This is a genomic window from Kitasatospora sp. NPDC001132 (assembly GCF_053598415.1).
In genome coordinates this window covers 84032-104364 of sequence record NZ_JBSFKF010000011.1, presented here as the reverse complement: position 1 = coordinate 104364, position 20333 = coordinate 84032, and the positions used below count along the sequence as shown (strand labels likewise).

The 20333-nt window shown below is 74.2% G+C and carries 15 protein-coding genes and 1 pseudogene; 6 read left to right on the top strand and 10 right to left on the bottom strand.

Going from position 1 to position 20333, the window contains the following annotated elements; translation table 11 throughout:
• Nucleotides 1-30 precede the first annotated feature (30 nt).
• On the top strand, nt 31-2862 hold the full coding sequence (locus tag ACWDBE_RS17545) for a hypothetical protein (RefSeq protein WP_449808463.1): 2832 nt from the start codon (nt 31-33) through the stop codon (nt 2860-2862).
• A 19-nt stretch (nt 2863-2881) separates the two neighbouring features.
• Here ACWDBE_RS17545 and ACWDBE_RS17540 read toward each other — a convergent pair whose 3' ends face one another.
• The 5 genes from ACWDBE_RS17540 to ACWDBE_RS17520 all read right to left on the bottom strand — a co-directional run bounded on the left by ACWDBE_RS17540 (nt 2882) and on the right by ACWDBE_RS17520 (nt 10590).
• Nucleotides 2882-4240, bottom strand: coding sequence for an MFS transporter (locus ACWDBE_RS17540; RefSeq protein ID WP_449808462.1), 1359 nt, complete (start codon nt 4238-4240; stop codon nt 2882-2884).
• A 134-nt stretch (nt 4241-4374) separates the two neighbouring features.
• Nucleotides 4375-4731, bottom strand: a complete 357-nt coding sequence (locus tag ACWDBE_RS17535) for an ArsR/SmtB family transcription factor (RefSeq protein ID WP_449790904.1) — start codon at nt 4729-4731, stop codon at nt 4375-4377.
• 107 nt (nt 4732-4838) lie between these two features.
• Nucleotides 4839-7898 (bottom strand): SpaA isopeptide-forming pilin-related protein, encoded by a 3060-nt coding sequence (locus tag ACWDBE_RS17530; protein WP_449808461.1) that lies wholly within the window; start codon nt 7896-7898, stop codon nt 4839-4841.
• Nucleotides 7899-8411: 513 nt separating this feature from the next.
• Complete coding sequence (locus ACWDBE_RS17525) at nt 8412-9968, bottom strand: PTS transporter subunit EIIC (protein ID WP_449808460.1); 1557 nt, start codon at nt 9966-9968, stop codon at nt 8412-8414.
• Nucleotides 9969-9999: 31 nt separating this feature from the next.
• Nucleotides 10000-10590, bottom strand: coding sequence for a MarR family winged helix-turn-helix transcriptional regulator (locus ACWDBE_RS17520; RefSeq protein WP_449790901.1), 591 nt, complete (start codon nt 10588-10590; stop codon nt 10000-10002).
• Nucleotides 10591-10777: 187 nt separating this feature from the next.
• On the opposite strand from ACWDBE_RS17520, the gene ACWDBE_RS17515 reads away from it, so the two are divergent.
• The 3 genes from ACWDBE_RS17515 (at nt 10778) to ACWDBE_RS17505 (ending at nt 13502) form a co-directional block, all read left to right on the top strand.
• A complete protein-coding gene (locus tag ACWDBE_RS17515; RefSeq protein WP_449790900.1) occupies nt 10778-11977 on the top strand; it encodes a cytochrome P450 in 1200 nt (399 codons plus the stop codon).
• Between the two features lie 95 nt (nt 11978-12072).
• Nucleotides 12073-12270, top strand: coding sequence for a ferredoxin (locus tag ACWDBE_RS17510; protein WP_449790899.1), 198 nt, complete (start codon nt 12073-12075; stop codon nt 12268-12270).
• A complete protein-coding gene (locus ACWDBE_RS17505) occupies nt 12267-13502 on the top strand; it encodes an NAD(P)/FAD-dependent oxidoreductase (protein ID WP_449790898.1) in 1236 nt (411 codons plus the stop codon). The genes ACWDBE_RS17510 and ACWDBE_RS17505 overlap by 4 nt, the downstream gene beginning before the upstream one ends.
• Nucleotides 13503-13587: 85 nt before the next feature.
• On the opposite strand, the gene ACWDBE_RS17500 is transcribed toward ACWDBE_RS17505, so the two are convergent.
• From ACWDBE_RS17500 to ACWDBE_RS17490, 3 genes and pseudogenes are all read right to left on the bottom strand, one after another.
• Nucleotides 13588-14487, bottom strand: coding sequence for an enoyl-[acyl-carrier-protein] reductase FabV (locus ACWDBE_RS17500; RefSeq protein ID WP_449808527.1), 900 nt, complete (start codon nt 14485-14487; stop codon nt 13588-13590).
• Between the two features lie 108 nt (nt 14488-14595).
• Nucleotides 14596-14739, bottom strand: a pseudogene (locus ACWDBE_RS17495) (enoyl-[acyl-carrier-protein] reductase FabV); the annotation flags it as partial.
• A 233-nt stretch (nt 14740-14972) separates the two neighbouring features.
• A complete protein-coding gene (locus ACWDBE_RS17490) occupies nt 14973-15524 on the bottom strand; it encodes a GNAT family N-acetyltransferase (protein WP_449790896.1) in 552 nt (183 codons plus the stop codon).
• 432 nt (nt 15525-15956) lie between these two features.
• Here ACWDBE_RS17490 and ACWDBE_RS17485 point away from each other — a divergent pair, with 432 nt between their 5' ends.
• Entirely contained in the window at nt 15957-16379 is a 423-nt protein-coding gene (locus tag ACWDBE_RS17485; RefSeq protein ID WP_449808459.1) for an SsgA family sporulation/cell division regulator, read from the top strand.
• A gap of 143 nt (nt 16380-16522) precedes the next feature.
• Nucleotides 16523-18232 (top strand): cytochrome bc1 complex cytochrome b subunit, encoded by a 1710-nt coding sequence (qcrB, locus tag ACWDBE_RS17480; protein ID WP_449790894.1) that lies wholly within the window; start codon nt 16523-16525, stop codon nt 18230-18232.
• Here qcrB and ctaF read toward each other — a convergent pair.
• Both ctaF and ctaD read right to left on the bottom strand, forming a co-directional pair.
• The gene (gene ctaF, locus ACWDBE_RS17475; protein WP_449790893.1) at nt 18198-18593 is read right to left on the bottom strand and encodes an aa3-type cytochrome oxidase subunit IV; all 396 of its coding nucleotides are present in this window, start codon (nt 18591-18593) and stop codon (nt 18198-18200) included. The genes qcrB and ctaF overlap by 35 nt on opposite strands.
• Nucleotides 18590-20305: an aa3-type cytochrome oxidase subunit I gene (gene ctaD, locus ACWDBE_RS17470; RefSeq protein WP_449790892.1), complete on the bottom strand. Its 1716-nt coding sequence runs from the start codon at nt 20303-20305 to the stop codon at nt 18590-18592. Before ctaD ends, ctaF begins: the two co-directional genes overlap by 4 nt.
• Between the last annotated feature and the right edge of the window lie 28 nt (nt 20306-20333).

Genomic DNA, 20333 nt, shown 5'->3' with positions numbered 1-20333 from the left:
TGGGAAGCGGCCGAAGGACGAAGGGGAGATGTGACCACCCAGGCCGGCACCACCGCGCCCACCCCCGCGCCCGCCCCCGACTCCGCCCACGCCCACCGCCCCGCCCCCTGGGTCCGCACCAGACTGCGGGCGAACCCGCCGGCCGCGCTGCTCATGGCGGCCCTCGCGTTCGTCACCGTCTTCCTGGCGGCGGCCTTCCCCCGCGTCGCGGACCGGGGCGCGGACACGGCGCTCCAGGATTTCGTCCGGCAGAAGGGCCTCCACCCGACCAGCCTGCAGACCACCTCCAAGACGCGGGACGACGACACCGCCGCCGCACTCGACCGGGTGCAGCAGCAGCTCGTCGAGCAGGTCGGCGGGCAGCTGACGCTGGCCCAGCGGAACCAGGCCTACGGCGCCCGCGCCCTGAGCGAGCACTCCATGGCCAATCCGGGGTACGCCCACATCTCCGACAAGGAGCCCTACCCGGCCCTCGGCCTGCTCTACCTGCACGACCTGGCCTCCCGGGCCACCCTCACCGAGGGCACCTGGCCGACCCCCGGCACCGTCGGCGGCCCGCTGCCGATCGTGGTCAGCAAGCAGGCCGCGGAGACCATCCACATCAAGCTCGGTGACGTCATCGACAACGGCGCCGAGAACTCGGGTGCCGAGCGGACCACCGTGGTGGTCGGCCTCTACCAGGTCGACGACCCCCAGGACCCGTTCTGGGACGAGCTCGGCTGCCCGGCCCGCGCCTGCCTGAACACCCGGGCCGACCACGAGCACTGGTCGACCAGCGGGTTCGTCGACGGCGGCAGCCTGCCCGCGATGGTCCGCTGGGGTTCGAACGCCGAGAACTTCTGGCGGCTGTCCGTCGACCCCGCCTCACTGCGCGCCGACCGGATCGACAGCACCCGCGGCGTCATCACGTCCTTCCTGACCGGGCGCGACGCCACCGCCCTGGTCGACCGGACCAGGCGCGCCGACCTGCACACCGTCTCGGGTCTGCCCGAGATCCTCACCGAGGCGGACCGGCGCCACCGGGCCACGCTGCCGCTCAGCGCGATCGGCCCGGCCGGTGTCGCGGGCGTCGCCACCGTGGTGCTGTTCCTGACCGCCGCACTCACCACCGACCGGCGCGCCGCCGAGATCCGGCTGCTCCGGGCCCGCGGCGGCTCCCGCGCCGGGGTGCTGCGACGGCTGCTCGCCGAGGGCGCGGTCACCGTGCTGCCCGCCGCCGTGCTCAGCACGGCCCTCGCCCTGGTGCTGCTGCCCACCGCCCGGTGGGAGCGCGCGGTGCTGGCGGCGCTGGTCGCGACCCTGGTCGCGCTGCTGGCCTTTCCGGTTCGCGCGGCCCTGCTGCGGTCCCGGCGGCGGCCGGTCGGCGGCCGGCGCCGACTGGTCGGCGAGCTCGCCGTCCTGGCGGTCACCGCCACGGCCGTGGCGGAGGTCCGGCGCCGGGGCGTCGGCCACCCCGGGGCCGGGGTGGACCCGCTGCTGGTCGCCGCGCCGCTCCTGCTCGCCGTCACCGGCGGACTGGTGCTGGCCCGGATCGAGCCGGTGGCGGTCGGCCGACTGGCCGCCCTGGTCGGCCGGGGCCGCGGCCTGATCGGCTTCCTCGGCCTCGCCCGGGCCGCCCGCGACGGCTCCGGCCGCCGCAAGCCCTCCGCACTGCCGCTGCTCGCCCTGCTGATCGCCGTCACCACCACCGGCTTCGGCGCCACCGTGCTCGACACCGTCGACCACGTACGGACCCGCGCGGCGCGCATCGCCACGGGCGGGGACATCGCCGTCTCCCTCCCGGACTACGCCACCCTGACCGGGTCGTTCACCGAGGCCGCCGCCGCCCTGCCGGGCGTCCGGGCCTCGACCGCGGTCCAGATCCAGCCCAAGGTCCGCATCGTCGACGACGACCGGAGCGCCACCGAGGCCTACCTGGTGATGGTGGCCGATCCGGCGGCGTACGCGGAGATCGCCCGGACCCTCGGGGTCGACGGGTTCGACGCGGCGAAGCTGGCGGGGACGCCCGGCGGCCGGGACACCCCGGTGCCCGCGCTGGTCAGCCGCGACCTGGCGGAGCGCCTGGCCGCAGGGCCGTCCCAGGTGCGCACGCCCAACGGCAACAACCTGCGCCTCGGCGTCGCCGGGATCGTCGCCGCCACCCCCGCGCTGCCGGACCCGGGCAAGCCGTTCGCCGTCGTCTCGGCCGGCGCCGCCTGGGAGCGGCTGCCGGACGCCCGGCGGCCGAACCAGTGGTTCGCCGTCGGCGACATCGACCCCGAAGGGGTCAGGACCGCCCTGCGGGACAACAGCGGCGCCCGGCCGGTCGGTCTGGCCAAGCTGATCGCGGACAGCGCCACGGCCGTCGGCAAGGACACCCACGGCCTGCCCGCCGGATTCACGGTGCACAGCAGCCGGGAGACCGCCGCCGCGCTCGGCGACGACCCGCTGCAGCACGCCGCCGAGCGGCTGTTCTGGTACGCGGCGGCGGCCGGAGCCGGGTACGCCCTGCTCGCCGTGCTGCTGACGCTGGTCCGGGCTGCGGCCGACCGTACGGCCCTGCTCGCCCGGCTGCGCACCATGGGCCTGCGGCCCCGCCAGGGCCTGGCACTGATCGTCACCGAGGCGCTGCCGCGGACGCTGGCCACGGCTGTCGGCGGCGGCCTGGTCGCGGCCGCGGCGGTCGCCCTGCTGGGCGGCGCGTTCGACATCTCGACGTTGGTCGGCGCCAGGGTCGGGGACGTCGTCACCCCCACCCTGCTGCCGGTGCTGCTGCCCGCCGCGGGCCTGGCCCTGCTGGTCGGGCTCGGGGTGGTGGCGGAGGCACTGGTCGCCGGTCGGCGGCAGATCGCCACCGAACTGCGGGCCGGGGAGCAGCCGTGACCGTCCCGCCGGACAGGCGCTACCCCGGCAACCGCCTCCCCGCCCCCGCACCCCGCGGCACTCCGCTCAGGCCGCGCGGCCGTACCTTCCGCCCGGCAGGCCCGACGGGAGCGGAGCCGGCGGCCCGGCCGGTCGCGCTCCCCGCCCCGGGCACCGAGCGCCAGGCCCGGGCGGCCAGCACACCGGAGACGAGGGCGACACCGCCGAGGGCGACGGAGGCCGCGCCGAGGCCCAGCGCGGCGCCGAGCCAGCCGGCCAGGGGGTAGGTGAGCAGCCAGCAGCCGTGGGAGAGCGAGAACTGGGCGGCGAAGACGGCGGGGAGGTCCTCCGTGGCCACCGAGTCGCGCAGGACGCGGCCGGTGGGGGTGAGGATCAGGGAGCCGGCCGCGCCGAAGGCGGACCAGACGGCGAGCAGGACGGGCCAGCGCCAGGCGCCCGGCCCGGCGGCCGTGAGCGCGGCGAGCAGGGCGAGCAGCCCGACGATGCCGAAGGCCGCCGGAAGCATGACGATCCGGTCCGGGACCCGGTCCAGCACCCGGGGCAGCAGCAGCGCCACGGCCATCGACCCGGCCCCGTAGGCACCCAGCGCGATCGGGACGTCGGCGGCCGGGCGGCCGAGCTGGCCGCGGACGTAGACGACGGTGTTGACGATCACCATCGCCCCGGCGGCGGCCGCCGCGAGGTCCAGGGCGAGCATCGCGCGCAGCCGGGGCACGGCGAGGAACAGCCGGGTGCCGCGTCCGGACCTCGCGAGGACACCGGCCCGTTCCCGGCGGACCGGCTCCGGGCGCACCGGCTCCGGGCGAACGGGCTTCGGCAGGACGGCGGAGAGCACCAGCGCCGCGGAGGCGAGGAACCCGGCCGCCGTGCCCCAGAACAGCCAGTTGTAGCTGATCAGGGCGAGCAGGGTGGCCGCCAGCACCGGGCTGACCAGGCTCTCGGTGTCGTAGGCGAGCCGGGACAGCGACAGGGCGCGGGTGTACTCGCGCTCCGCGGGCAGCACCTCGGGGATCACCGACTGGAAGGCCGGGGTGAACGCCGCCGAGGCGGACTGCAGGACGAAGATCAGGACGTAGACCTGCCACACCTCGGTGACGAACGGCAGGGTGAGGGCCACCGCGGCCCGGGTGAGGTCGGAGGCGGCCATCAGCCGCCGCCGCGGGATGCGGTGGGCCAGCGCGGAGACCACCGGAGCGATGCCGACGTACGCGAGCATCTTGATCGCCAACGCGGTGCCGAGCACCGATCCGGCGTCCGCTCCGGCGAGGTCGTACGCCAGGAGGCCGAGCGCCACCGTGGCGAGGCCGGTGCCCACCAGGGCGACGGTCTGGGCGGCGAACAGGTGCAGATAGGTGCGGTTGCGCAGCACGGACAGCATGGGGACCCCGCTCGACTGGGCGCGGCAGGACGACACCACCAGGATAGGTCAACATGTGCACGCATGTGCACATGTTGACCGGGAAGCGGCCCGCACCCCGGAGGGCACGGGCCGGAGAATCGGTCGAGCGGGGGTCAGTCGTGCGGCGGGAGCCCGCCGATCTGGTGGTCGGCGACGCTCAGCGCCTCGTCGACCAGCCTCCGCAGATGGCCGTGGCGCAGCGCGTACACGACGCGCCGGCCGTCCTTGCGGGTCGTGACCAGCCCCGCCAGCCGGAGCTTGCCGAGGTGCTGGCTGACCGACGTCCGCGGGGCTCCGGTCGCCTCGGTGAGCGTGGTCACGTCCGCCTCACCGGCGCTCAGCCGCTGGAGCAGGGCGAGCCGGGTGCGGTCCGCGAGCAGCGCCAGGATGCCGGCCGCGGCGTCCAGCCGCTCGTCGTCCCGATGCTCCTGCGCATGGTGTGCACCTGATATCCGAAGGCTCCCGGTCATGGCGACATCGTAGGGCCCCGGGCGCCGCCTGCCGAAGCACTGTGGCACCGGACCGGCACGACGAGGCCGGAGGAGCCGCTCGCGACTCCTCCGGCCGGTTGGTCACCTCAGGCGTTCTTCGCCCAGAGGAAGCCCGGTACGGGGGTGTACCGCGCGACCGCACGCCAGTCGTCGTCCGGTGGGCAGGGGGTGGGCGGGCACGGGGGCGGCGGGCACTCCTTGCTGTCCTTGACCGTGATCTCCACGCAGGGGCAGTCCTCGGTCAGCTCGACCGTGGCCACCGCGGGCTGCGGCAGCTCGTAGCCGGGAGGCGCCTGCGTCTCCTGCCAGTAGTACGTGCCCAGCGGCAGGTCGGCGGCGGAGCAGACACCCGACGCGGGCGTCACGCACGGAGCGCCCACGGGGGTGTCCGGGTTCGTCCCGTCGGTCTGCAGGCCCGCGAAGCCGTTGGTCTCGCGCCACAGCTGGAAGGTCGCACCCGCCAGCGGCTTCCCGGTGTCGGCGTCCACCTTCGTGACGGAGGTGGACCCGGGCGGGGTGGACGACTTCGCGTCCTTGACGGTGACCTGGACGTCCGGCCGGGCCGTGTCGAGCACCACCGTCGTCACCGCGGGCTGCGGCAGCTCGTAGCCGGGAGGAGCGAAGGTCTCCTGCCAGTAGTACGTACCCAGCGCCAGGCCCGTCGCCGAGCAGACACCCGACGCGGGGGTCACGCACGGAGCGCCGACGGCGGTGTCCGTGTTCGTCCCGCCGGTCTGCAGACCGGGCACGCCGTTGGTCTCGTGCCACAGCTGGAAGACCGCACCCGCCAGCGGCCGCGAGGTCGCCGAATCCACCTTGGTGACGGACGTGGACCCGGTCGGCACGACCGACTTCACGTCCTTCACCGTGACCTGGATGTTCTGCCCGTCGGTGTCCAGCACCACCGTCGTCACCGCGGGCTGCGGCAGGTCGTAGCCGGGAGGCGCCGCCGTCTCCTGCCAGTAGTACGTGCCCAGCGGCAGGCCGTCCGCGACGCAGACACCCGACGCGGGCGTCACGCACGCCGAACCCACGGCCGTGTCCGGGTTCGCCCCGGAGGTCTGGAGGCCGGCCACGCCGTTGCTCTCGCGCCACAGTTGGAAGGAGGCTCCGGCGAGCGGCTGTCCGGTGACGGAGTCGACCTTGGTGACGCTGGTGGCACCGGTCGGAGCGACGGTCTTGGCGTCGGCGACGGTGACCGCCACGTTCTGCCCGTTGGCGTCCAGTTCCACGGTGGTCACGTTGAGGTCGGGCAGCTCGTACCCGTCGGGGGCCGAGACCTCCTGCCAGTAGTAGGTGCCCAGCGGCAGGCCGGTCGCCGAGCAGACACCCGACGCGGGGGTCACGCACGGGGAGCCCACGGCGGTGTCCGGGGTCGCCCCGGTGGTCTGCAGGCCCGCGACGCCGTTGGTCTCGCGCCACAGCTGGAAGGTCGCCCCCGCCAGCGGCAGCGACGTCGCCGAGTCCACCTTGGTCACGCTGGTGGACGCCGTCGGGGCGGCCGTCTCGGTGTCGGCGACGGTGACCGGGACGTTCTGCCCGTTGGTGTTCAGCACGACCGTGGTCACGTTGAGCTCGGGCAGGTCGTACCCGGGAGGCGCCGCGGTCTCCTGCCAGTAGTAGGTGCCCAGCGGCAGGCCGGTCGCGGAGCAGACACCCGACGCGGGGGTCACGCACGGAGCACCCACGGGGGTGTCCGGGGTCGCCCCGGTGGTCTGCAGGCCCGCGACGCCGTTGGTCTCGCGCCACAGCTGGAAGGTCGCCCCCGCCAGCGGCAGCGACGTCGCCGAGTCCACCTTGGTCACGCTGGTGGACCCGGTCTCCTCGACCGGGCTCAGGGTGTCCCTGACGGTGATCGGGACGTTCTGCCCGGCCGTGTCGAGGACCACCGTCGTCACCGCGGGCTGCGGGAGGTCGTAGCCCGGAGGCGCCTGGGTCTCCTCCCAGTAATAGGTGCCCAGCGGGAGGTCGGCGGCGGAGCAGAGGCCGTTCCTCGCGGTGGTGCAGGGGGCGCCCACCTTGGTGTCCGGGGTGGTCCCCGAAGTCTGCAGGCCCGCGACGCCGTTGGTCTCGCGCCACAGCTGGAAGGTCGCGCCCGCCAGGGTCTGGCCCGTGGCGGAGTCGACCTTCGTGACGCTGGTCGAGCCGGTCGGGGCCGGCGGGTTGCAGTCCGGGAGGTCGCCGTCGAAGGGGTAGGCGTGGAACTCGGTCCCGGTCATGCCGCCGCCGGAGTTGTGCAGCAGCGTGCCGGTGGTGAAGAACCGTCCGTTCAGACCGGGCAGGCTCATCGAAGCGGTGCTGGCCGGGTTGCCGACGAGCACACTGCCCTGGAACTGCCCCGATCCCGTGAGGGTGACGGTCGTCGCGGTGGGGAAGTTCCACAGCAGGCGCTCGCGCAGCTGGTTCCAGGGATCGGTGTCCTGGAGGCTGCCGCTGTACGTGTTGATGGTGCGGGCGCCGCCCACCAGGTTGACCAGCACGGTCGCGTTCGCGGGGATCCCTGCGAACGCGATGCCCTGGGTGGAGCCACCGCGCCCGACGAGGTCGAAGTCGACGTTGAAGACCTGGAGTGCGGAGGTGCCGTCACCGGTGAACAGGGTCTGGAACCCCTGGTTGACGGCGGTTCCGGTGGCGGGGCGGGGCGCGCTGACCCCGGCGTAGCACTGGCTCGCGGTCTGCAGCTCCCCGCGCAGCGGCGTGTAGGCGGCCACGGCCCGGGCGTCGTGGATCTTCGTGCCCGTGATGGTGCCGGTGGCCGTGCCCGCGTAGCGGACGACGCCGCCCTCGGCCAGCAGCGACTGCCCCGGGGCCACGGTGACGTTGCCCCCGGCGGTGAGGAAGTCGGCCCCGTCCGGCGGGGGGACGCGCGAGCCGACGCCGACGATGCCGATGTTGTAGACGGAGCTGACTCCGGCTGCCTTGTTCACGTCGAAGTCGCCGAGGGTCACCACGTGCCCCTCGGCCTCCGCGGCCGATTCGCGCACGTGGAAGTCGCCGCCGACGAAGATGTTCACGCCGGCGTCACGGCCCGCGAAGGGCCCGTTGTTGACGGGCGGGAAGGTCGCCGGGCAGTCGGCGCCCAGGCACGGCCCCAGGCCTCCCGGGAGGCCGGCCGCCTGCGCCGCCGTCGGTGAGACGAGGGACATTCCGAAGGGGACGAGTGTCAGGGCCAGGGCGGTGCCCACCGCCCTGCCGAATCGGCGTCTCCAGGTGAGCGTCGTCACCGGATCCTGACTGGGCTTCACCTCGGTCCTTTCATCGTTCGAGCACAATGTGGCCCTCGGAGTGTGATCATCCGGCTCGCCGGGCGCGTGCGACGCGCGCACGGTGTCCGCTGAACGCGGCGCCCGTGGCACCCGATCGGGTGCCCACACGATGCGGCGGCCGCGCGGCCGCGGGGTTCCCGGGCCCCGGATCGGGGTCCTCCGGCCCTGATGCGCCATCAGCGGCGGCCCCGTCCTGGACGCGCCGAGGCCCCGTCCCGCCGCCTCGCCCGGACGGCACCACGAGTCCTGGAGTTTCCATGACCGAGTCAGGCCGCGTGGGTGACCGGCTGGGCGGGGGTGAGCTGCACGCCGCCGCCTCGGCCGGGGTCCGCCCGAGCAGGTGCACCGGGAACGCTTCCTGGCGACCTGACCGCCCGCACCGCTCCCCCGGCCTCACCTGCCCCGGCCGTCGCCGACCCGCTCGGCGGCGGCCCGGTCCGCTTCCGGGCTCCCGTCCGCGCCGGTGGCGGAGTCGTACTCGGCGAGGGTCTCGCGGGTGAAGCCGAAGAAGTAGGTGGCCAGGAAGCCCACCAGGTAGCCGGTCAGCAGCCCGCCACCGTAGACGGCGGCGGCCGCGAGCAGTCCGTGCGGACCGGCCAGCAGCGGGAAGAGGGCCCAGCCGGAGGGGCCGATGGCGGTGGAGCCGACGGCGCCGCCGAGCTGGCCGGCCACCCCGACGAAGGCGCCACCGGCCGCGCCGCCGACGCAGGCGGTGACGAAGGGGCGCCCCAGCGGCAGGGTGACGCCGTAGACCAGGGGCTCGCCGACACCGAGCAGGCCCGCCGGGAGCGCGGACCTGATCGTGGCCCGCAGCGAGGCGTTGTGGCGCAGCCTCAGGTAGACGGCCACGGCGCAGCCGACCTGCCCGGCACCGGCCATGGCGAGGATCGGCAGCAGGACGGTGGAGCCCTGCTGCTGGATCAGGGTGGTGTGGATCGGGATCAGCGCCTGGTGCAGGCCGAGCATGACCAGCGGCAGGAAGAGGCCGCCGAGCACGAGCCCGGCGAGCAGCCCGCCGTGGGCGAGCAGCCAGGTGGCGCCGTGGCCGATGGCGGTGGAGACCTCCCCGGCGACGAACATCAGACCGAACAGCGCGGCCAGCCCGCCGAGCAGGACGGTGACGGTGGGGGTGACCAGGACGTCCAGGGCGGCGGGCACCAGCCGGCGGGTCCAGCGCTCCAGGTGCACCGCGAGCAGCGCGGCGCCGAGCGCGCCGACCACGCCGCCCTGCCCGGGGGTGAGGTGGTGGCCGAAGGCCTCCACCTTGGCGACCCCGGCGTAGACGATCACGGCGGCCACGGCTCCGCCGAGCACGGGTGTGCCGCCGAACTCCTTCGCCGTGTTGTAGCCGACGAAGACGGCGATCAGGGACATGAATCCGGCGGAGACCGGTCCGAGGGCGGTGACCAGCGCCGGCGCCCAGCCGAGGTTGGCGAGGGCCCCGGAGAGGCCGGCGACGATCCCGCATCCGATCAGGGCGGGGATCAGCGGGACGAAGATGTTCGCGATCCGGCGCAGCGCCAGCTTCACCGGGGTCGCGTTGCGCACCCGGGCCCGTGTCCGGATGCGCTCGCCGCGGGCGGCGAGTTCCTCGGCGGTGGGGGCGGGCCCCGGTCGCTCCCGTGCGCCCGCCCGGGCCGCTCCGACCGCTCCGACCGCTCCGACCGCTCCGACCGCCCCGGCCGGTGCGCCGGGGCGCTCCAGGAGTCGGTTCAGCTGGGCGGTGACCCCGGCGACGGCGGCGGGCCCGAGCACGATCTGGTAGGTGTCGTCCTCGACCGTGCCCAGGACCGCCGGCAGCGCCCGGAGCGCCTCGGTGTCGACCAGGGAGCGGTCCGCCAGGCCCAGCCGTAACCGGGTCATGCAGTGGGCGACCGAGCGGATGTTGGCGGCGCCACCGACCAGCGGGAGGATCGCCTCGGCCACGGCGCGGTTCTTCTCGTCCGACATGCCGGGTGACGTACCCGGGTGCTCCCCCGGCTCAACCGCCGTCGTACGCGGCGGTGCCGAGCCGGGCCGCCGGCCGGGGGGCGCCGGCGTCCGCCCGGTCCGGGAGCGGGTCGTCCTCGGTGAGGCCGATGCGCACCCGGTGCACGTACCGGTCGATCAGGTGGCGCAGCACCCTGACGGTGGCGGCGACGTCCGGCTCGGGGACCCCGTCCAGCACGTTGCCCAGGGAGGCGAGGTTGGCCTGTTTCAGACGGTCGATCAGTTCCCGTCCGTCGGCCGTGATCGCCACCCTGCGGGCCCGTCGGTCCTGGGTGTCCTGGGTGCGCTCCACCAGCCGCTGCCCCTGGAGGCGGTCGATCTGCCTGGTGACGTGGGAGGACTTGACCATCAGCCGGGCGGCGAGGTCGCTCACCCGGCTGGGCCCGTCGGTCTCGACGAGCGCGCGCAGCAGGTAGACGTCCGAGCGCGCGGCCGTGACACCGGCTCTCGCCATCCGGCGCTCGTGCTCCTGTGAGCGCGTCAGCAGGTAGGCCAGGGTGTCCAGGACGTCCTCCAGTCCGTCCAGGCCCCCCGGTTCGGTGGCGGCGGTCCGACCGTCCTCGGCGTCTTCTTCGTCCGACATGGGGGAACCTTAGCGATCCGGGACGGCCGTGGCAGCAACGGGGAGCCACGGCCGGATTTCGGACAGTTTCGGCCGGCGTCCGCGCGCCCCTTTCGCCACCACGGAACGCGAGTTAGCGTGACGTTCAGTTAGTTGCTTTGGGCACGTAAATATGGACCCGACTCAACTCCCGGAAGGGGATTCACCGATGGCCACCGCCGAGAAGACGCCGCGGTTCACCCACCCCGCCGCCCGCGGCGCCTGCCCGTTCGCCCCGCCGCCCGCCTACGACGAGGCCCGTCGGGAGGAGCCGGTCAGCCGCGTCACCCTGTGGGACGGCTCCACCAGCTGGCTGGTCACGCGCCACGAGGACATCAAGGCGGTCCTCTCCGACCCCCGGTTCAGCGCCGACTCCACCCGCCCCGGCTTCCCCTTCGTCAGCGAAGGCGCCCGGCAGCTGAACACCGGCCGGCCCACCATCATCCGGATGGACGACCCCGAGCACGCCCACTTCCGCCGGATGCTGACCGGCGAGTTCATGGTCAGGAAGGTCGAGGCGCTGCGCCCCGAGATCCAGCGGATCGCCGACGAGCTGCTGGACCGGATGACCGACGGACGCACCAGCGCCGACCTGGTCCGGGAGTTCGCGCTGCCGCTGCCCTCGCTGGTCATCTGCCTGCTGCTCGGCGTCCCCTACCAGGACCACGACTTCTTCCAGGGCTGCAGCCGCGTCCTGCTGCGCCGCGCCTCCACCGCCGAGGAGGTCTCCACCGCTCAGGCCGAGCTGGGCGCCTACCTGGTCGAGCTCACCGAGGCCAAGCGCGCCCGGCCCGACGACAGCATCCTCAGCCGCCTGGTGGAGCGCGGCGAGCTGAGCACCGAGGAGATCGCCGGCATGGGCCGGCTGCTGCTCGTCGCCGGACACGAGACGACGGCGAACATGACCTCGCTCTCCGTGCTCGCCCTGCTGCGCAACCCCGACCAGCTCGACCACCTGCGCAAGCACCCCGAGTCCGTGCCCGGCGCGGTCGAGGAACTGCTGCGCTACCTGAGCATCGTGCACTCCGGCCTGACCCGGGTCGCCACCGAGGACGTCGACGTGGCCGGCGTGCGGATCACGGCGGGCGAGGGCGTGATCTGCATGGTCAACACCGCCAACCGGGACGAGCGGGAGTTCCCGGGCGGAGACGAGCTCGACCTCACCCGCGACGCGCGCCGCCACCTGGCCTTCGGCTTCGGCGTCCACCAGTGCCTGGGACAGCCGCTGGCCCGGCTGGAGCTGCAGATCGCGCTGACCAGCGTCCTGCGGCGGCTGCCCGAACTGCGCCTGGCCGTACCGTTCGAGGAGGTCCCCTTCCGCGGCGAGATGCTCGTCTACGGCCTCCACGAACTGCCCGTCTCCTGGTGACCGGGCTCCCCCGGGGAGCCGCCACGACCGCACCGACCCACCTGCCCCGCCGCGGAGTCCACCGCAACCGGGGCACCCGTTCCGAAGGGAAGACCATGCTCGTCCGGATCGACCAGGAAAAGTGCTGCGGCGCCGGGAGCTGCGTGCTCGCCGCCCCCGACGTCTTCGACCAGCGCGACGAGGACGGCATCGTCGTCCTGCTCGACGCCCGGCCGCCCGCCGGGCTCCACCAGGCCGTCCGGGACGCCGCCGCGGTCTGCCCGGCCGCGGCGATCCAGCTGGAGCAGGTGTGACCGCACTGCGGGAGGTGGCCGTGGTCGGCGCGGGCGCGGCCGGGCTGCACGCCGCCGAGGCGCTGCGCCGGTCCGGCTACGACGGCCGCCTCACCCTGATCGGGGCCGAGCCCGAACCGCCGTACGACCGGCCGCCGTTGTCCAAGCACGTGCTCGGCGGCGAGTGGCAGCCCGAGCGCCTGGCCCTGCGCGGCCCCGAGGCGCTGGACGAGCTGAGGCTCGACCTGCGCCTCGGGGCCAGGGCCGAGCGGCTGGACCGGCGGGAACGGACCGTACGGCTCTCCGACGGCCGGACGGTGCGCTGCGACGCCGTCATCCTGGCCACCGGGGTCCGCCCGCGCCGGCTGCCCGGCGCCGACGCGCCGCGGCCCGGGGCGCACGTGCTGCGCACCCTCGCCGACGCCCTCGCCCTGCGCGAGGAACTGCGCCCGGGCGTACGGCTGTTGGTGGTCGGCGGCGGGCTGCTCGGCGCCGAGGCGGCGGCCACCGCCGTCGGTCTCGGCGCCGAGGTCACCTGGCTGACCTCCACCGCCACGCCGCTGGCCGCCGTCCTGGGCACCGAGACGGCCGCGCTGCTGGCCGACCTGCACCGCGAGCACGGGGTGCGGCTCCACCGGGGCGTGGCCACCGCACTGCTCGAACGACGCGGCCGGGCCGCGGGCGTCCGGCTGGCCGACGGCTCCGAACTGGCGGCCGACGCCGTGCTGATGGCCGTCGGGTCCGAACCGGCCACCGAGTGGCTGGCCGGCAGCGGCGTCCCGCTGGACGACGGCGTGGTCTGCGACGCCTACTGCGCCGCCGGCCCCGGCGTCTGGGCGGCCGGGGACGCCGCCTCCTGGCCCGACCCGCGCACCGGCCGGCGCCGGCGCGTCGAACAGCGCACCAACGCCTCCGAGCAGGCCGTGCACGCGGCCCGGAACCTGCTGGCCGGCCCGGACGGCGCCCGCCAGGCCTACCGGCCGGTCCCGTACCTGTGGACCGACCAGTACGGGCTGCGGGTCCAGGTGTTCGGCCGGCCCGGCGGCGCCGAGCACTTCGAGGTGGTCGACGGCAGCCTGGCGGAACACCGCTTCGCCGCCGTCTGCGTCCGGGACGGCCTGGTCAGCGGAGCGGTGGGGATCGCCTCCGCCCGGGCGTTGCGCGGGCTGCGCGCCCAGGTGGCGGAGCACGGCCCGTGGCCGCCCGAACCGGTCCGGACGCCGGAACCGGTCGGGGCGCCCGAACCGGCCTGAGCGCCGGCTGTCCGCCCCCGGCCCGAGGGCCCGGGCCGGGGGGCGGTGCGCCCGCCGACCGGGCGGGGCGGCGGGCCGCTTCGCGTTACTCGGGCCAGGGCACCGAGGTCTCGACCCCGGCGGTGTAGTCGACGCCGGGGACGTCCCAACCGTAGAGCTGCCGGAACTGGTTGTAGAACCAGGCCGATCCGGTCGGGTCGGCGGCCAGCGCGGCCGCCGGGTCGGCCCACAGCTCCCGCACCCGCTCCTGCACGGCGGCGTCGAGCTCCCAGCCGTCCAGGCGGATGCGGCCCTGCTCGTCCAGGGTGAGCTCCTTCGCGCCGGTCAGCTGCTCCCAGAGGTCCACGGCCTGGTCGTCGGTGGTGCGCCAGCCGTCCTCGCCGAGGACGTTGCGCAGCAGCGAGGTGTAGAGGGCGATGGAGGGGATGGCGGTGGACGCCTGGGTGACGGCCGCGCCGGCGACGACGGTGAACGCCCGGCCCCGGTCGGCGAGCAGCCCGGTCCGCAGCTGCCCGGCGGTGGCCTCCAGGTGCTCCTTGGCGGCGCCGATCGTGCCCTGCCGGTAGACCGGCGCGGTGAGCTCGGAGCCGACGTAGGACAGCGCCACGGTGGTGAAGTCGGGGCCGAGCAGGTCCGCCTCGGCCAGGGCCCGCACCCACAGCTGCCAGTCCTCGCCGCCCATCACCTTGACGGTCGCCGCCCGCTCGGCGTCGTCGGCCGGGGCGAGGGCGACGGTGCCGATCCGCGGGGCTCCGTCCTCGAAGAGCAGGGACGGCGAGGTGTACGGGGCGCCGATCGCCTTGAGCACCGAGTGGTGGACCTCGCCGGTGGCCGGGTCGGTGCGCCGGGGCGAGGCGAGCGAGTAGACGAGGTAGTCGACCGGGCCGTAGCGCTCGGTGAGGAGCTTGATCACCTCGGCACGGGTGGCGTCGGCGTAGGCGTCGGCGTTGACGAAGGTGAAGTCGCCCCCGTGGCGTTCGACCAGGGCGGAGGTCGCGGCGGTGCGGTACCAGCCCGCGGTGGCGGTGCGCCGCTCGGTGGCGGCGGCCTCGTAGGCGACGCCGATGCCGCGGATGCCCTGGCGGCGCAGCCCGGCGAGCAGGATCGCCTGGCCGTAGCCGGCGCTGGCGCCGAGGACCAGGGCGACCGGGGCCCGGCCGGCCGGCGCCGCGGGCTCGATGCGCCGCCACTGGCGGTCGACGGTGGCTTCGCTGCCGGCCGGGTGGGAGTTGACGATCAGGTAGCCCCCGCTGCTTGGGGGTGATCTGCTGGTTGCTCACGCGCTTGGCGCCCTCTCCGATCCGGAGATCGTGATCATGGTGTCGGTCGTCCGGAGCCTATCCGCGCCGGCGGGCGCCGCCGCTGCCCTGCCGTCACGAAGATGCCGCCCGCGCTTGTCGGAGGTCGTCATTGCGGCGGGGGTCCGCGTCGGCTACCCCGTCCCGCTTCCCCGGCGCTGCGCGGGGCCGGTCAGCCGGCGGCGCGCCCCGGGCGGTCCAGCCGCCAGACCACGGCGGTCCCGCTGCCGGCCGGGGCAACGGGCGGTGCCGCCGGCTCCTGCCGGAGTTCGGTGAAGCCCAGGCGGCGCGGGACGGCGGCGCTGGCGGTGTTGGCCCGGTCGTGTACGACCTCCAGGTACGCCACGTCCGGCAGGGCGAACATCTCCTCGGCCAGCGCGGCCACCGCCCGGGTGGCGAGGCCCCGGCCGGTGGCGGCCGGGTGCAGCCAGTAGCCGACGCGCCGGACGCCGGGCTGGTCCGCGCGGACGGTCTGGCACATGCCGACCGGGGTGCCGTCCTCGGTGATGGCGTAGGTGTACACCTCGCCGCTCGCCCACCAGGTGTCGCACCTGGCGAGCAGGGCCCGGGTGTGCTCCTCGTCGTGCCCGGCCACCCACGACTCCCAGGGGCGCAGGTGGTCCAGGGACTCCTCGATCAGCGTGCGGGCCGCCGTGAAGTCCCGTTGCCCCTGCCAGCGCCGCAGCGCGAAGGCCCCGCAGTCGATGACGTCCCTCGGTCGCACCCTGCCGACTCCTGTCCTCTCACGCGGACCGCCTCCGCCGCCCGTCGTCAACTTCCGCTCGCCGTAAGGGCTGTGGTGTCAGTGGCCGCCCTGCGGCTCGTCGCAGCCGCGGTGGTCCGGGTAGCCGTTGAAGGCCTCCACCCGGGTGGAGTCGGGGATCATCACCCCGCAGCCGGCACGGCGAGCGCCGCCAGTGCCGGTATGCCGAGGCGCCCCCGCCGGGTCCTGATCGTCGTCATCCCGCGATGATGCCCCGGCGGACCGGCCCGCGTCACTCCTTCACTCCTTGGCCGTACCGGCCGGACGGCCACGCGCACGGGCGAGTTGTGGAAGTTCGGTGCCCGTCGACTGCGCCGCGGCACACCGGGTAGGCGCCGGACCGGGTCGCCGGCCCGCCCGGGGCCGGCCTCACGGCCACAGGAGGGTCGTTCGATGCAGATGCCCGTCCACCCGATGCCCATCACCTTCCCCGACAGTCCGCTGCCCGACGTCCCGGTCGTCGCGGAGCTGCGGTTCGACCCGAGCCTGCCGTACGCGGCCTGCCTGGCGTTCCCGCTGACGCCCTGCGCGTGCGTGCCGGTCGAGGCCCAGGTGTGCTGGTACTTCAGCCGCGAGCTGTTGAACGAGGGCCGGCACGCCCCGGTCGGGAGCGGCGACGTCCGGGTGAGCCCGGGGCACGAGGGCGAGGTCCTGATCACCCTGAGGGGGCCCGACGGCGCGCAGGCCGTGCTCAGCGCGCCGGAGGGGGAGGTCAGCGCCTTCCTCTCGGACTCCTTCCTGCTGGTGCCGGCCGGCGAGGAGTCCGAGCACCTCGACGTGGAAGCCGCGCTCGCCCGGCTGCTCGCGGCGGACTGACCGCCCGGACCGGCCCGCACCGCGCGCCCGCACCGCCCGGACGACCGCGCCCGTTCCGCCGTTGGAGTGCTCTGCCGACGCCCGGCGCGGCAACCGCAGCACTCGGCCGCCCCGTGCGCCGCGCGGCCCACTAGGTTCCTGCCGTGGACGAAACCAGGGCTTCGGACGGGCGCGAGCCGTCCACCGGCGAGCGCCTCACCGCCCGCCTGGACGGGCGGCTGCCGGTCACGGAGGCGGGCCGCGAGCTGCTGCGCAAGATCTTCCCGGACCACTGGTCCTTCCTGCTCGGCGAGCTCGCGCTGTACAGCTTCGTGGTGCTGCTGCTGACCGGCGTCTACCTGACGCTCTTCTTCCGGCCGAGCATGAACGAGGTGGTCTACCAGGGCGCCTACCTGCCGCTCAGCGGCGTACGGGTGTCCGAGGCGTACGCGTCCACCCTGCGGATCAGCTTCGAGGTGCGGGGCGGACTGCTGATCCGCCAGGTCCACCACTGGTCGGCGCTGCTGTTCACCTCGGCGATCGGGATGCACCTGCTGCGGGTGTTCTTCACCGGGGCGTTCCGCCGCCCGCGCGAGCTCAACTGGGTGATCGGGGTGACACTGTTCAGCCTCGCGCTGCTGGAGGGGTTCTCCGGCTACTCGCTGCCCGACGACACCCTCTCCGGCACCGGCCTGCGGATCGCCGAGGGCGTGCTGCTCTCGGTGCCGCTGGTCGGCAGCTACCTCACCCTGTTCGCGTTCGGCGGCCAGTTCCCCGGGGCCGAGATCATCCCCCGGCTGTTCACCGTGCACGTCCTGCTGGTCCCCGGCCTGCTCCTGGCCCTCGTCGGGGCGCACCTGACACTGGTGGTGGTGCTGAAGCACACCCACTGGGCCGCCCCCGGCCGCACCAACCGCAACGTGGTGGGGATGCCGTTCTTCCCCCAGTTCCTCACCCGTACGGTGGGCCTGATGTTCGCGGTGGGCGGTGTGATGGCGCTGTCGGCCTTCCTCGCCGAGATCAACCCGATCTGGCGGTACGGCTCCTACCGCCCCGACGTGGTCGGGACGGGTGCGCAGCCGGACTGGTACATCGGCTTCATCGAGGGGGCGCTGCGGCTGATGCCGGCCGCGGAGACCAGGGTGCTCGGGCACACCGTGTCCTGGAACGTCTTCCTGCCCGCCGTGGTGGTGCCCGCCCTGCTGTTCGCGACGCTGTACGCCTACCCCTTCGTCGAGCGGTGGCTCGACGCCGACACCGGCGAGCACCACCTGTGCGACCGCCCGCGCAACCGGCCCACCCGCACCGCGCTGGGCACCGCCGGGACCACCTTCTACGCGGTGCTGCTGGTCGCCGGCGGCAACGACGTGATCGCGTACGCCTTCGAGGTCTCCGTCAACGCGCTCACCGTGGCGCTGCGCACGGCGCTGATCGTACTGCCGCCGGTGGTCTTCCTGCTCACCCGGCGCCTCTGCCTGGCCCTGCAGGCCAGGGACCGCGCCCGGCTGCTGGACGGCGACGAGACCGGCCGGATCGACCAGTCGCCCGACGGAGGCTTCTCCGGCCACCACCGCCCGGTGCCCGAAGCCGAGCGGTACGTGCTGCTGGCGCGCGCCGCGGAGGAGCCGGTCACCGCCGCCGAGGGGGCGCCGCGGCACCAGCGGGTACGGGCCGCGGCGAGCTCCTGGTTCCACCGCGACCGGGTCGAACTCCCCTCCACGGAGCTGGAGTCGGAGCGGATGACGGCCGTCCTCACCGCCCCGGCCCACCCCGCTCCCCCGGCCGTCCGCGCGCCCGGGCCCGCCCCGGGCGGCCCGTTGCGACGGCTGCTGCGCCGGCTCAGCCCGCGCCGTGGTCGCGGTACTGGAAGATGAAGCCGGCGACGGCGAGCGCGAGCACCAGGGCGCCGACGACGATCAGCCACCGGGCGAAGACCAGCCCCAGGGCGAAGACCGTCACGCCGACCGCCGCGAGCACCGGGTAACCGCTGCGGGCCGGGAAGAACCCCACCGGCCCGGCGGTCTCCGCGATCTCGGCCTCCTTGCGGTCCTGCGCCCGGCCGCCGCCCAGCCGCTGGTGCTGGACGAACCAGAACAGCGCGACCAGGCCGGACATCAGGAACGCCACCGTCAGGATCGCCTTGCCGGCCGGCTCCCGGGCCCAGAAGCCGTAGACCAGTCCGGTCACCGCGAAGAACACCGTCATGACGGTGAACAGCCACCCCTCCGCCTTCACCGTCCGCTCCCCCGCTCGCCGCTGCGGCCCTGCGGCACGCCGGAGCCGCCGCCCGGGGCCTCCTCCGGCGGCACCTCCGGATGGTGCAGGTCGAAGGCCGGCGACTCGGAGCGGATCCGGGGCAGCGCGTGGAAGTTGTGCGACGGCGGTGGGCAGGAGGTGGCCCACTCCAGCGACCGGCCCCAGCCCCACGGGTCGTCCTCGGCGACCTTCTCGCCGTACCTGGTGGTCCGCCAGACGTTGTAGAAGAACGGCAGGTTGGAGACCCCGAGCAGGAACGAGCCGATCGAGGCGCAGACGTTCAGCGCGGTGAAGTCGTCCACCGGCAGGTAGCTCGCGTAGCGGCGCGGCATCCCCTGGGCGCCGAGCCAGTGCATCACCAGGAAGGTGGTCTGGAACCCCGTGAACAGGATCCAGAAGTGGATCTTGCCCAGCCTCTCGTCAAGCAGCTTCCCGGTGATCTTCGGCCACCAGAAGTAGAAGCCCCCGAAGGTGGCGAAGACGACCGTGCCGAACAGCACGTAGTGCAGGTGGGCCACCACGAAGTAGCTGTCGGTGACGTGGAAGTCGATCGGCGGCGCGGCCAGCAGCACCCCGCTCAGCCCGCCGAACAGGAAGGTCACCATGAAACCGATCGACCAGAGCATCGGGGTCTCGAAGGACAGCGAGCCGTTCCACATCGTCCCCACCCAGTTGAAGAACTTCACCCCGGTGGGCACCGCGATCAGGAAGGACATCATCGAGAAGAACGGCAGCAGCACCTGGCCGGTGGCGAACATGTGGTGCGCCCACACCGACATGGACAGCGCGGTGATGGCGATGGTCGCGCCGATCATCCCGTAGTAGCCGAACACCGGCTTGCGGCTGAACACCGGGATGATCTCGGTGACGATGCCGAAGAACGGGATCGCGACGATGTACACCTCCGGGTGGCCGAAGAACCAGAACAGGTGCTGCCACAGCAGCGCCCCGCCGTTCGCCGCGTCGAAGGCGTGGGCGCCGAACTTGCGGTCCGCCTCCAGGCAGAGCAGCGCGGCGGTCAGCACCGGGAAGGCCAGCAGCACCATGACGGAGGTGAACAGCACGTTCCAGGTGAAGATCGGCATCCGGAACAGCGTCATGCCCGGCGCCCGCAGGCAGGTGATGGTGGTGATGAAGTTGACCGAGCCCAGGATGGTGCCGAGGCCGGCCACCACCAGTCCGAACGCCCACAGGTCACCGCCCGCCCCGGGCGAGAACAGCGGACCGTTCAGCGGCGCGTACGCGAACCAGCCGAAGGAGGCCGCGCCCTGGGTGGTGAGGAAGCCGCTCAGCACCATCAGCCCGCCCAGCAGGAAGGCCCAGTAGGTGAAGGCGTTCAGCCGGGGGAAGGCGACGTCCGGCGAGCCGATCTGCAGGGGCATGATCGCGTTGGCGAACCCGGCGAAGGTCGGGGTGGCGAACAGCAGCAGCATGATCGTGCCGTGCATGGTGAACAGCTGGTTGTACTGCTCGTTCGACAGCAGCCCGGTGTCCGGCCCCATCAGCTGGGCCCGCATCAGCAGCGCGAGCACGCCCCCGACCAGGAAGAAGCCGAAGGCCGTCACCAGGTAGAGGTTCCCGATGACCTTGTGATCCGTGGTGAACAGCCAGCGCAACAGCGTGCTGCCCTGCCGGACCCGGGCCCGGGTGCGATCCTGCGCACGGGGCGGCGCAGTGGACGAAGCGCTCATGGAACCTCCGCTACGGAGCCGGTGACGC